A 12,034-nucleotide genomic window follows, 5' to 3' on the forward strand; every position below is an offset into this window, starting at 1 on the left:
TTAAAAAATAACATATGTGTCTATCTTTTTTCTTAACTAAGAACAAATTTTTGTTAACCATCGATGAAAGATGAGTTAGTTTTAGTAAAACGACACTTATTGACTCCGCAACTGCAATGGAAGGTGTAAAAATCATACTATCTGTGGGATGCATAGAAGATGAAGCAGTTGCGGCTACAGGAAAGGAACCAGGCTGTGGAGAATGTAGACTGTGATCATTTGAAAGAAAAATTCTGTTTCTGATCCTTCATTGTGCCTTCTTTTGTTAAATTAACTTATTAATGGTGTCTTGCTTCTACTTGGAAGAGGTTTAACTACATTCAGGGCGTGTTTAAAGAAAATAGTATTGTATTCGGGCAGGTAACATGTTTCGTGTTCGGCAGGAAAAAAGGAGTCACCTCTGCTCTCATGTTGCAGAGGTACAGGAGGGCTATTTCTGAGCCTGCATCGTCATGCGGTCTGGCAGTAAGTAGGGAGCATAGTGGAGCGTGCCGCTACTAATAAATGAGCGACGTTAGGGGTGGCAGGAACCTATATTATTTATATCTCCGAAACAAAAGCGCCTGCTAAGGCTGCGTCAAACGGCGCGTTTACTTTCTTGCCGGCGGGTCTGACAGCCTCCCGCAGAATACGGGAAGCATAGCAGCTAATGTTGCCTTCGCTTTTGCCACAGTAAACCTTATTGATTGGAATACCCCGCTTATTGCTGAGCATGGTAGCGCTTGCTATTGCCGCTGCCTCATCGTGAACAGATAAGTCAAGCTTTTTTATGGTAGCGTATTCCTTAACAGTATAATAATAACACATTAGCGTATATAATTATATGAATTTCGTTGAAGAGATTACGAAAGAGAGCTGGAAAAGATATATTAAATTGAATATTATTTCCTGTAGTGGAAAATAAATATGTAGTAAATTGTAAAACAGGATGTTAAGTTATGTCTGGGGAGGTTCAGTTTTAATAGTGAAACAATTTGTGCCCATACGCTAAATTTTGATATAGTATGATATATCAAGGCAATGTTGTTACTGTTACTCTAATACTTTGATAGCCGAATTGTTACAATCAACCTTAACTAAAATGCTAAACAGGTATTTCTTTATTATGGCTTTTATGCTTTGCTCCTTTATTAGTCATGCCCAGCAGCAGCAGAAGCAGAAACTGGACGTGCAGGGGCACCGTGGCGCAAGGGGGCTGATGCCGGAGAATACTATACCGGCTATGAAAAAGGCTATTGATTTAGGCGTAACCACCCTGGAACTGGATGTGGTCATCAGCAAGGATAGACTTCCGGTGGTTTCGCATGAGCCTTATTTTTCAGCAGTTATTTCCCTTACGCCTGAAGGCAAAACCATACCCGCATCAGAAGAAAAGAACCACAACCTGTATGAACTGAACTATAGCGATATCAGGAAGTTTGATGTTGGCAGTAAGGCACACCCTGATTTTCCGGGGCAGAAAAAGGTAGCAACTTACAAGCCTCTGCTGTCTGAACTGATTGACTCTGTAGAAAGCTATGTGGCAGGTAGAAGCCTACCCGCCCCCCGCTATAATATTGAGTTTAAGTCTTCTCCGGATTTGGATGAGGTGTTTCAACCGGTGCCGCAGGAGTTTGTTAAACTGGTTATGCAGGTGGTAAGAGAGAAGGGAATAGAGAACCGGGTGATAACACAGTCTTTTGACCCCAGGATTCTGGAAGAAATTCACAAGCAGTACCCAGCCATGCCCACCGCGTACTTGGTGAGTAACACAAAAGGGTTAAAGGAAAACCTCCAACGCCTGAGTTTTCTTCCTGACGTATATAGCCCATACCACATGCTCGTAGATAAAGAAACAGTAGCAGCATGCCACGCAAAAGGACTTAAAATCATACCCTGGACTGTAAATGATAAAGCCCGTATTGATGAACTGGTTAAAATGGGCGTAGACGGTATCATAACAGATTACCCCGATTTATTTGATGAGGCTGTCAGGTAGATAAGTGGAGCATCTTACATAATGTGAGTTTTTTTCGTTAATGCTCTTTTTTTCGTTAGTCTTAAAATGACTTTTATTTCGCTGAAGCTCGGTTTTAAATCTGTCTTATACTTATTTTCGTTCATCTTATTTTAACCTGGAAATAGTTTAGACTACCATTTTATATGTCGATTGCAATTATAACTCGGGGAAAAGACTTGATTCCCTGGGTTAACGCATTAAAAGCCAAAAGGCCAACGCTGGATCTCAGAATTTATCCGGATGATACGAACAGAGAAGAAATTGAATTCGCGTTGGCGTGGAATCACCCACTTGGAGCTTTCAGGAAGTACCCTAACCTTAAATGTATAGCCTCTATGGGTGCCGGCGTAGATCATATTCTGAAAGACCCTGATTTGCCCGAGGCAGCCATCATTACAAGAGTTACTGACCAGAATCTGGCCAGAGACATGGCTGAGTTTACGGTAGCGCTGGTGATGAACCATGTGCGTGGATTGTCTTTTTACAAAAGACAAGAACACAAGCACCTTTGGAAACCAAAACCTTATCTGAACTCATCGGACATAACAATTGGCGTAATGGGTATAGGGGTTTTGGGTAGTTATGTTGCCACACAATTAAATATATTAGGCTTTAAAGTAAGTGGCTGGGCAAGGACAACAAAGGAAATTGAACACATTGATGTATATGTGGGACAGGAAGAGTTGGATGCCTTTCTGGGAACAGCAAATATTCTGATCTGCCTGCTCCCCTTAACAAAAGAGACCATCAATATCCTGAACAAACAGACTTTCCGTAAACTTCCCGAAGGAGCTTTTATCATCAATGTGGCAAGGGGAGAGCATCTTGTAGAGCGTGATTTAATTGATTTTATTGATGTGGGGCATCTGTCGGGTGCTAGCCTGGATGTATTTAGGGAGGAGCCACTGCCGCAAAATCATCCTTTCTGGGAGCATCCATACATCAACATAACACCTCATATTGCCAGTATCACCAACCCGGCTACTGCCGTTTCCCAGATTCTGGAAAACTACGACCGGCTCAGGAATAACGAACCCCTGATTGGTGCTGTTTCACTAACCAAAGGATATTGACATGAGCGCATTTCATTATGCTTTCAAAGTAAAAGACATTGCTTCTACACGGAGGTTTTATGTAGACATACTGGGCTGTCTGGAAGGCAGGAGCACAGAAACCTGGATTGACTTTGACTTTTTTGGAAACCAGCTTTCAGCCCATATCAGCACCAACTTACCCGAGCCGGACTATTGCGGCAAGGTGGATGGCGTTAGCGTGCCGATTCCTCATTTTGGCTGCATTCTGGAATATGGGCAGTTTCAGGAAGTACAGGAACGCCTTGTAAAGCATGAGATAGATTTTATAGTGAAGCCTCAAACGCGGTATGAAGGCCAAAAGGGAGAGCAGTTGACGATGTTTATCCTGGATCTCAGCGGCAACCCGATTGAGTTCAAAGCCTTCAGAAACAGCGAAGAGATTTTTGCTTCCTAAAACTATAATTACCTCCATAACCTAAATTTATGCTTTTGAGAAGGGACTCTTAATCAGGAATTTACTTTTCACTTATTTTGCATTATTCTAAATTACTGTAAAGCAACTTGTTTTTGAAACAAGGTAGTGCTAGTATGGAGTATAACTACCAAACAACTTAATGTAGAATTAAAATTTTTGATATATGGAAGCAACCTGCAATCATTGTACCCACTGGGAGCAAGACCAAAACAAAGTAAACCTTCAAAGCAAAGACTTTGGAGTATGCGACGAACTTACCGGCCAGCATGCCATGGACCCTGCTTATGTACTGCCTTTGGTACATGAAGGACCTGCGCATGATTTGAAGCCAAAGCAGTTTGAGATGATTACCGGTGCCACATTTGGCTGCAATCATTTCAGCGAGCGCAGAAACTGGGTTAGATAGTCGGCTGAAATTAGTTCCTGACTGACTGATTCCCTTGCTTGAGGCTTCAATCAGTAACCAAAGTATACAAAAGAATAGCCTCCTGTTTTCAAACAGGAGGCTATTCTTTTGTATGGTCACATTTAGAAGTATAGGAGTGCACGCTGAAGAATCTTCAGACAAATATTCAACCAGCACCTAAATACCCAATGAGACAGGTTCGGTTTCTTATTAACTAAAAAAATGGTAGGACATGTAAAGCTGCTTGAGCTTTGTTTGTCCTACCACCTTTATTTTTGTGGTTCACTTGCGTAAACCTGGTTTGTAAATTTTGGTTATTCTTATTGCTCTTCGTTTTCTAACTCAATTGTTTCAGTCTCTGTGTTCATGGAAGTATCGATGTCCATAGTGGTTCTTTCCACTTCAAGTTCAGACACTGTAGTATCTCTGTCTACTACAGTACCCTCCTCAGAGGTAGCTCCACCACCATCGCAGGAGTAAAGTCCAATAGATCCAAGAACAACGGCACTTACAAAAAATAGCTTTTTCATGTTTTTTTGTTTAAGTCTTACATTCATTTAATTGCTTTGCGATTAAAACCTCAAGCAATTACTTATACATTTTTTATGATTTACGAGTTGCGGCGCAATAAAGATATATATTCCAATTTATAAATGTCCTTTGACCCTCAATCCCTTACTTGAATTATATTTTCTGCAATATTATTTATTTTAGTTAGCTGCTTCTCCAAAAGAAAAGGAGGGAGTAGTCATTTGTCTAGTTTTAAAAAATATATATGATCAGAAAGTATGCTCTACCATCAACTCTCAAACAGGTATAATTTCATTTTAGAGGCTTTTTTATTGTATCACTAAGTAAATCTAGTGCTGCCTGAAGTACTTGATGAGAAATAAATGGAGTAGAAGGAAAGGCTCAATTAAATTTTAGAATTATAAGCTACTATGGGAGTAGATATTTTAAGAACAATCTTGGACCTGTTCTACCCTTGGAGAAGTAGAAAAAATGTCTTCATTAATATATTTAATTTATCATTCGAAAAAACCGCAAAACTGGCTTTCTGTTGCTTTTCCGGTTGAGCCTGTGGGATAAATCTGTCACTTGAAATTTTTATTCTGAGACGGGCTATTGCATGCATAGCAGTTTTTGGTTTTTTCAGTATTTAATAGACATCATTGTTATTCCTTAACCCTTGCCAAATCGTTAGGAAGATAATTTTTAGGTCAAGTAGTATAGACCAGTTCTCCAGGTACCAAAGATCTGCCTGCACCCGGTTTAGCATAGAAGAGGTTTCTTTTGTTTCGCCTCTGAACCCATTCACCTGTGCCCATCCTGTAATTCCGGGAGTTAAAAAATGCCTAACCATGTAACTATTTATCAACTGGGAATAATCTTGTGTGTGTTTTAACATATGAGGCCGAGGACCAACGACAGACATATCGCCCAGAAAAACGTTTATGAACTGTGGGAATTCATCTAAACTAGTCTTTCTTAAAAGCCTTCCTATTCTGGTTACTCTAGGGTCGGTTTTACTTGCCTGTACAAGATCAGAGTCATTGTTCACAGTCATGCTTCTGAACTTGAGGCAGTAGAAAGGTTTGTTGTTCTTGCCGGACCGCAATTGCTTAAAAAAGACGGGACCGTTGGAATCAAGTTTTATGAGCAGGGCTAAAACAGGTATCATCCAACTCAAAATCAATATGATAACCATAGAGGAAAAAAGAATATCAAAAATTCTTTTTATTACTTCATTTGCTTTATTTTCTAGGGGTTCTTGACGTGGTTTCAGCACCGGTACATAGCCAAACATCTCCACCAGAAAATTATGGTGAATGGCGCCCTTTACATCAGGTACTAATCTGAAGCGCACCATGTGTTTATCAGCCTCCTGCAGTAACGTCTCAATTGCATCACTTTCACTGTAGGGTAACGCGCAGTATACTTCGCTTACCCTGTTAGCAGCCGCATACTCGATGCATTCCTCTACACTACCAAGGTAAGTCATGTAGGGCGGTACCTTTGAACGATTATCATCAAAAAGGCCTGCTACATGATAGTCAAGGTCAGGGTTAGAAATAATGTATTTATACAGATCTATGCCTACAGATCCTGCCCCTACTATGGCAATACTATTGGACCCCAGCCAGAATTTGCGTTTGTGCTTCCTGAGTAATAGAAACATGAATCTCCAGGTAAGTACAAGCGCAGGAAAGAGCGCAAAGTAATAGATAAACGGGGTAGGGGGCAGGTAGATATTAGGTAATATTAATTTTATGATAATAGCCAGAAAGATAAATACACACAGAGCAGTGATATTCAAAGCCATAGTAGGAACTGCGTCTCTTTTTAATATATGGCTGTAAATGTTCAAGACACTTGAACTGAAAAACCAGCAGAAGTTGAGGAGCAAAATTGTCAGTCTATAGTCATAAACTTCCATCCAAGCCAGATTATGATCTGCCATGAGGAAGGAGGCATACAGGGTTCCGTTCAAGAGGATATAATCCACTACGACATTCACCCACCTGAACAAGGTTGAATATTTATGTGCCATAGTTGTTAGGATATGTATCTGGAATAGCTACAGAACTTAAGGAAGTTCCCTTCATTGCAGTTTAGGGTTTGCTATATGGTTTTGATCTGGACTAATTCGAATAAAAAAATGATGTTTTAGAATAATTCGATATCAGTGACAGCCAAACTCATATAATGTACTTCTTTTGTAATAGTAAGATTAGATTATTTTTTATAAATTAGCAAACGTATCAAAAACAGTGGTGAAAGAAAAAGTGTTATGAAGCGATATTATAATATTGAGCTTTCGTACAAATTATTTAACATAAGCACTTTAATATTTATCTTAAGAAGTAGATATTAAGATAATTTATATAAATTTTTGGAAAATATATAGTCTTTATTCAGATATTGAACTAGATCTTGTGTTGTCTATATTGTTTATTCAGATTGACATAGCTTCTTCTCCGGTTACCGAAGCTACATTACTAGAAAAAGCATTTACCTTACAATTTTATACTTATACTAATAATAAATTGACATTTAAAAATTAGCTAGTATAAAACTTGATTTATTGAAATATTTAATTGTGTTTTAAGGTATCTATTTAACTTCAACACCTTCTTTTACCCAGCGCTTAGTTACATGAAGACAGTAAGCAGAATGTTTTTGTCCTCTCCTGGAGTAATGTTTGCACCCTTGTCAAAGGCTACTGTTTCATCGTTGTGGTATTGGGGCATGTGGCTGCTTGGGCTATTAGTTGTCTCTGTTGCTTTCATCGTCACTATGGATACAGGATCTTATCTGCATTCTGATGAGTTTGTAACACTGGAGCTTGGCAGGGTTATTTTGAACCCGGATACAGATTGGTCTATCAATTGGCTAGTCGATCAACAGCAGCCTGTAATTTTGTTTTCTTATTTGGGTGCCGTTTTGCAAGAGCTTACTTATGAGTATGGCGGACAATACGGGCCAAGAGTGTCATCACTTTTTGGAGCACTTGTAGCCTCTACGGCTTTAGTTGGATGGCTGCTGGCAAAAGGAACGTACCGAATAGCGGCCTTTCTGCTTGGCATGGTCTTTTTACTGGATCCATTAATAGTGCAGGCCTTTACTATTGGTAGGTTAGACGGCTGGACAATGGCGTTATGCCTAAGTTGTTGCTGGATATTTGTTGATACCTGTAACCAATTAGGAGAGTTAGATCCGCGCATCTACACTGTTCGATTGCTTATAGCTGGATCTTTGGCATGTACAGCCTTATTTATATGGCCTTCCGCAGTGTTTTTATTTCCTCTCATTACTGTGGAACTTTTTAACCTGGTAAACAAAATCAGGAGTGATGGAGGAAAATTACAAGAGGTAATCAGACCCGTGCTCCTCTTCACAGCAGGAGCAATTATAACAGCTCTTTTACTTCTATTACCTATTGCTCAATTACTCTTCGCTCAATTTAGCAATGCCTTACAAAGTATAAAAGCAAATACTCATTCAGGATCGTCAGAGGACCCGACATCTATACTACAGAACAGTATAGGAATAGTCCGTGCGCTCAAATTTAGCCCCTTTGTGGTACTACTTGCTTTCATGGTGGTTTTCAGGTGTAGGCAATCTGGTTATGTTTTCTCTAGCCTAGTAGTTCTCGCTCTTATGGTTTCTACACTAGTTTACATCAATCGTGTTCAATATCTGATTCCTTATTTTATTGTTTGCATTAGTAACCTGTTTCAACATCAGCATGACAGTGAAACATCTCGGATTCTTAGAATGAGTAGCTTAACGCTACTTCTATTATGGTCGATTGGGCTTTCCCTCGGGTTACGCACTTATTTAGCACTTGATTCTCAAGCAGACCGGGACAGAAAGTTGGTTTCCCAAGCTGCCTTATCACTTGTAGGTCCTGGTGATCATAAGGTGTATGTTCCCTATGAGTTCTATCATTCTGGTAGATCTCTTGGTTGGAAAATGTACAGGGCATACTTAGCTTACGGTAATCCTCTGACTCCTGAAATGTTAAAAAAAGTGCTTTCACATGTAGATTATGTAATAATGTTGCAGCCTCAACTTACGAAGGAAACTAATAGGGCGTTGATAGAGGAAGGTTGGTTAGACAAAGGGAATTTCCACCTTTACAACAAACCCGCAGAGCCATTTGATGGCATCACTACGAATGACATTAGAGTGCGTAACCTTTATTCCATTTTCCAGAAACCGTATGGACCTTATAAACTCTACGTTCGGGAGAAGCACTATAGTTTTATTACTGCTGGCAAACTAGAATAAACTATTCTTTGTACATGCTGTGAAAACCAAATTAACAACACATCAATTTCCAATAAATGCGGTGACCTCTACACCCGCTGCTGATACCTCTATGAAGATGGTTTGGTTGATGTGGGGATTCGCTTTGACTTTAGCTTTAGTTGTTCAACTACTGACGCTTGATAGTTTACTTCTTTTCTACAAGGATGAAGCTCAAATCATTGATTATGGAAGGCTAACTCTCAATCCAAATAGCACATGGTCTATATCATGGCGTGTTGCAGAGGAGAAGCCTATATTATTGTGGTCGTACTTAGGGCCACTTATCTCGGAGGCAAGTTTCATGATGAGTGGTTATTCAAGCTTAGGGCCAAAAGTAGCATCTCTTTTAGGAGGGCTATTTGCCTCTACTATGGCGTTAGGTTGGCTTATCGTTCGAAGAGTACCAAAGTACGCTGCCTTTGGCTTAAGCCTTGCATTTTTATTAGATCCGTTATTTTTGTTATCTCAGCGTATAGGTAGAGTAGATAGCTGGGTATTAGGTTGTTGCTTGTGCTGCTGTTGGATTCTGCATGGAACTGATATAGTTAAAAATAATAATCAGGCTAAATTCCGCTTAGTTATTGCTGGTGGACTGGCGGCAATTTCTGCTCTAATATGGCCCTCTGGTGTATTTCTATACCCTCTTATTGTGATTGAGCTTTTTAAATTTGATAATACTGAAGACAAATTTATTACTAAGAGGCAAGTAATATGGTTGAGGGGAGGGTATTTTGCTTTAGGTGGATTAATAACAAGTATGTTACTACTAATACCTATTGCACAGCATTTTTTTCTAATATTCGGTGACATGACAACAATGTTGTCAAATAATGTCAATTCTTCAATGTCTTTTTTCGAACGCTTTTTTGCTTTGTTAGAATACAAACAATGGTTGAAAATGTTGAAAGCGTTTATTAAAACCTTTAGTCCCTTATTTTTAATATTTGCTCTTGTAGGGCTTTTCCTTCGTTTCGATAAGCGAATTTTCATTGCCACTCTTTTAGCAGCAGGAATAATATTTGCCTCTCAGATCTACGAGCAAAGACTTTTATACCTGTTGCCATATTTTCTTGTTCTAATTAGTTGTTCTTTTATACAATCAAAAAAACAAAATTCAAAAAACTTAATAAAAAAATACAATACCACTGTGTTGATCATTCTTGTTACATGGTCTGTTAGCCTTTCTCTATTTGTAAGAACAGCCATAGGACTCAATAAACCTGACGAAAGTGATCAAATTAGAATATATAGGGTATCAAATTCTCACATTGGGGCAGGAAATTATAAAGTTCTTCTGGGGTTTACATATGAATTCTATTTTGCTGGCCGTTCACTTGGTTGGCAAATGTACACACCCTACGTGCATTTCGATCATGACAGCGATGGTAATTTTATAAGTGGTAACGAATACGAGCCTCAAAAACAGCTACTTGAACTTTTATCTGTTATGGACTATGCAATTTTTTCTGAAGGATCAGTAAATGGAGAACTTAAGGAGACTCTAGAAGCTTCAGGTTTGTACTATTGCAATACCTTAGAAACCAATAAAGCAGAAACTCTTACTGAAAAAGAAAGCCCATTATTCAAAAACAGAACCTTAGGAATATTGGGTACATATCTTTTAGGAAGGGAGAGTGTAGGAACATACGAATTGTACGAACGAAGGAAATTATAGAAGTTAGAAGATAATATATATATCGATAAATATATAACTTTAATTATTCATCCCTATAACTACAGAAGCTATGGTAAACGTTGGAATAATTGGCTATGGGTACTGGGGTCCCAATCTGGTAAGGAATTTTTACGCCGCAAATGATTGCTGTGTTAAAGCTGTGGCAGATGCACGACCTGAACGATTGCAGCAACTGGAAAAAGTATTTCCTTCTATCAGGGGAGTAAAAGATGCAAGGGAGATCATTTACGACCCAGGGATTGACGCTGTGGTAATTGCAACACCTGTTTCCACTCATTTCACACTGGCTAGGAAGGCACTTGCGGAGGGGAAACACGTACTTATCGAAAAGCCTATGGCTTCATCTGTGGAGGAAGCTGAGCTACTTATAAACCTGGCTGAGCAAAAGGGCGTGCTGCTTATGGTGGATCATACGTTCTTATATACCGGTGCCGTTGAGAAAATGAGACAACTGGTGGATGGTCAGGAGCTGGGAAACATCAAATACCTGGATTCGACCAGAATCAACCTTGGCCTCTTTCAATCCGATATCAATGTGCTTTGGGATCTTGCGCCTCATGACATATCTATTCTTAATTATATAGTGGATGAACGCCCATATAGTATAAACGCAACTGGCATTACCCACACCAATAACAACATTGAGAATATCGCTTACCTGACAGTAAACTATGCTTCAGGCTTTATTGCTCACTTTAATTGCTCCTGGACAAGCCCTGTGAAGGTAAGGATGATGTTGATTGGGGGGGACCAAAAAATGATTCTATACAACGACCTGGAGCCGACAGAAAAAATCAAGGTATATGACACAGGCTACAGTTATTCAAATGATGAGGAGAAAAAACGGGTATTAGTTGATTATAGAACAGGAGATATACACGTTCCGAAACTTGCCACAACTGAGGCGCTTTTAGGTATGGCTAATGACTTCATTTCGTCTGTACAGGAAAAGAAGCAGCCTAAGTCTTCCTGCCATCTCGGTTTAGATGTTGTCCGGATTCTGGAGGCATCAAATAAATCAATCAAGCACTGTGGTAGAGAAGTTGTGCTGCAGGATATTACAGTGCCAGTTATTCATCATGGACATGAAGTTTTAATCTGATATATGGAAACAGTTACAATAGATAATAGTAAGCAAAGTCTTCATAATGTAAGGCTCGGCAAGGAGGTGAAGATTTACAACTTCGTAAATGCCTATGGGTGTAGTATAGACGACGGCACAAAGATCGGCACATTTGTGGAGATACAGAAAGGTGCCTCTATCGGTAAAAACTGCAAAATATCCAGCCATACTTTTATCTGTGAGGGTGTTCACATCGCTGATAACGTATTTGTGGGACACAATGTCACCTTCATAAACGATAAATTCCCCAGGGCAACTAATGAAGACGGCTCTTTGCAGGCAGAAACAGACTGGAGTTGCATTGAAACCTATGTGGAGGAAGGTGCTTCTATAGGTTCCAGTGCCACCATCCTTTGCGGTGTGCGCATTGGAAAAAGAGCCATTATTGGAGCTGGGTCTGTTGTTACTAAAGATGTACCTGAGAACGCTGTAGTGGCTGGTAATCCAGCCAGATTAATCAAATACGCTGACCAAATAGTTGTGTGA

11 protein-coding genes are annotated in these 12,034 nt (G+C 39.6%); 8 read left to right on the forward strand and 3 right to left on the reverse strand.

What is annotated here, in order from left to right; translation table 11 throughout:
* Window positions 1-540 precede the first annotated feature (540 nt).
* Window positions 541-807, reverse strand: coding sequence for a hypothetical protein (locus ACFS7Z_RS20460; protein ID WP_377488733.1), 267 nt, complete (start codon window positions 805-807; stop codon window positions 541-543).
* 274 nt (window positions 808-1,081) lie between these two features.
* Between ACFS7Z_RS20460 and ACFS7Z_RS20465 the strand changes: the two genes are divergently transcribed.
* From ACFS7Z_RS20465 to ACFS7Z_RS20480, 4 genes are all read left to right on the forward strand, one after another.
* The gene (locus ACFS7Z_RS20465) at window positions 1,082-1,978 is read left to right on the forward strand and encodes a glycerophosphodiester phosphodiesterase (RefSeq protein WP_377488736.1); all 897 of its coding nucleotides are present in this window, start codon (window positions 1,082-1,084) and stop codon (window positions 1,976-1,978) included.
* A 164-nt stretch (window positions 1,979-2,142) separates the two neighbouring features.
* Complete coding sequence (locus ACFS7Z_RS20470) at window positions 2,143-3,072, forward strand: 2-hydroxyacid dehydrogenase (RefSeq protein ID WP_377488739.1); 930 nt, start codon at window positions 2,143-2,145, stop codon at window positions 3,070-3,072.
* Between the two features lies 1 nt (window position 3,073).
* The gene (locus ACFS7Z_RS20475; protein WP_377488742.1) at window positions 3,074-3,487 is read left to right on the forward strand and encodes a VOC family protein; all 414 of its coding nucleotides are present in this window, start codon (window positions 3,074-3,076) and stop codon (window positions 3,485-3,487) included.
* A 184-nt stretch (window positions 3,488-3,671) separates the two neighbouring features.
* Entirely contained in the window at window positions 3,672-3,914 is a 243-nt protein-coding gene (locus ACFS7Z_RS20480) for a hypothetical protein (protein WP_377488746.1), read from the forward strand.
* Window positions 3,915-4,234: 320 nt separating this feature from the next.
* On the opposite strand, the gene ACFS7Z_RS20485 is transcribed toward ACFS7Z_RS20480, so the two are convergent.
* Both ACFS7Z_RS20485 and ACFS7Z_RS20490 read right to left on the reverse strand, forming a co-directional pair.
* Window positions 4,235-4,444, reverse strand: a complete 210-nt coding sequence (locus tag ACFS7Z_RS20485) for a hypothetical protein (protein WP_377488749.1) — start codon at window positions 4,442-4,444, stop codon at window positions 4,235-4,237.
* A gap of 629 nt (window positions 4,445-5,073) precedes the next feature.
* The gene (locus tag ACFS7Z_RS20490; RefSeq protein WP_377488752.1) at window positions 5,074-6,465 is read right to left on the reverse strand and encodes an undecaprenyl-phosphate glucose phosphotransferase; all 1,392 of its coding nucleotides are present in this window, start codon (window positions 6,463-6,465) and stop codon (window positions 5,074-5,076) included.
* Between the two features lie 605 nt (window positions 6,466-7,070).
* On the opposite strand from ACFS7Z_RS20490, the gene ACFS7Z_RS20495 reads away from it, so the two are divergent.
* The 4 genes from ACFS7Z_RS20495 to ACFS7Z_RS20510 all read left to right on the forward strand — a co-directional run bounded on the left by ACFS7Z_RS20495 (window position 7,071) and on the right by ACFS7Z_RS20510 (window position 12,034).
* A complete protein-coding gene (locus ACFS7Z_RS20495; protein WP_377488755.1) occupies window positions 7,071-8,708 on the forward strand; it encodes a hypothetical protein in 1,638 nt (545 codons plus the stop codon).
* A 19-nt stretch (window positions 8,709-8,727) separates the two neighbouring features.
* A complete protein-coding gene (locus tag ACFS7Z_RS20500) occupies window positions 8,728-10,404 on the forward strand; it encodes a hypothetical protein (protein WP_377488758.1) in 1,677 nt (558 codons plus the stop codon).
* 70 nt (window positions 10,405-10,474) lie between these two features.
* Window positions 10,475-11,527, forward strand: a complete 1,053-nt coding sequence (locus ACFS7Z_RS20505) for a Gfo/Idh/MocA family protein (RefSeq protein WP_377488761.1) — start codon at window positions 10,475-10,477, stop codon at window positions 11,525-11,527.
* A gap of 3 nt (window positions 11,528-11,530) precedes the next feature.
* On the forward strand, window positions 11,531-12,034 hold the full coding sequence (locus ACFS7Z_RS20510) for an acyltransferase (RefSeq protein ID WP_377488764.1): 504 nt from the start codon (window positions 11,531-11,533) through the stop codon (window positions 12,032-12,034).

The organism is Pontibacter toksunensis, from assembly GCF_042686245.1.
GTDB classification, from domain to species: domain Bacteria; phylum Bacteroidota; class Bacteroidia; order Cytophagales; family Hymenobacteraceae; genus Pontibacter; species Pontibacter toksunensis.

Excerpts from the sequence above, each read along its gene's own strand:
- ACFS7Z_RS20460 (WP_377488733.1), bottom strand. The coding sequence starts at position 807 with ATGTGTTATTATTATACTGTTAAGGAATACGCTACCATAAAAAAGCTT.
- ACFS7Z_RS20465 (WP_377488736.1), top strand. The coding sequence starts at position 1,082 with ATGCTAAACAGGTATTTCTTTATTATGGCTTTTATGCTTTGCTCCTTT.
- ACFS7Z_RS20470 (WP_377488739.1), top strand. The coding sequence starts at position 2,143 with ATGTCGATTGCAATTATAACTCGGGGAAAAGACTTGATTCCCTGGGTT.
- ACFS7Z_RS20475 (WP_377488742.1), top strand. The coding sequence starts at position 3,074 with ATGAGCGCATTTCATTATGCTTTCAAAGTAAAAGACATTGCTTCTACA.
- ACFS7Z_RS20480 (WP_377488746.1), top strand. The coding sequence starts at position 3,672 with ATGGAAGCAACCTGCAATCATTGTACCCACTGGGAGCAAGACCAAAAC.
- ACFS7Z_RS20485 (WP_377488749.1), bottom strand. The coding sequence starts at position 4,444 with ATGAAAAAGCTATTTTTTGTAAGTGCCGTTGTTCTTGGATCTATTGGA.
- ACFS7Z_RS20490 (WP_377488752.1), bottom strand. The coding sequence starts at position 6,465 with ATGGCACATAAATATTCAACCTTGTTCAGGTGGGTGAATGTCGTAGTG.
- ACFS7Z_RS20495 (WP_377488755.1), top strand. The coding sequence starts at position 7,071 with ATGAAGACAGTAAGCAGAATGTTTTTGTCCTCTCCTGGAGTAATGTTT.
- ACFS7Z_RS20505 (WP_377488761.1), top strand. The coding sequence starts at position 10,475 with ATGGTAAACGTTGGAATAATTGGCTATGGGTACTGGGGTCCCAATCTG.
- ACFS7Z_RS20510 (WP_377488764.1), top strand. The coding sequence starts at position 11,531 with ATGGAAACAGTTACAATAGATAATAGTAAGCAAAGTCTTCATAATGTA.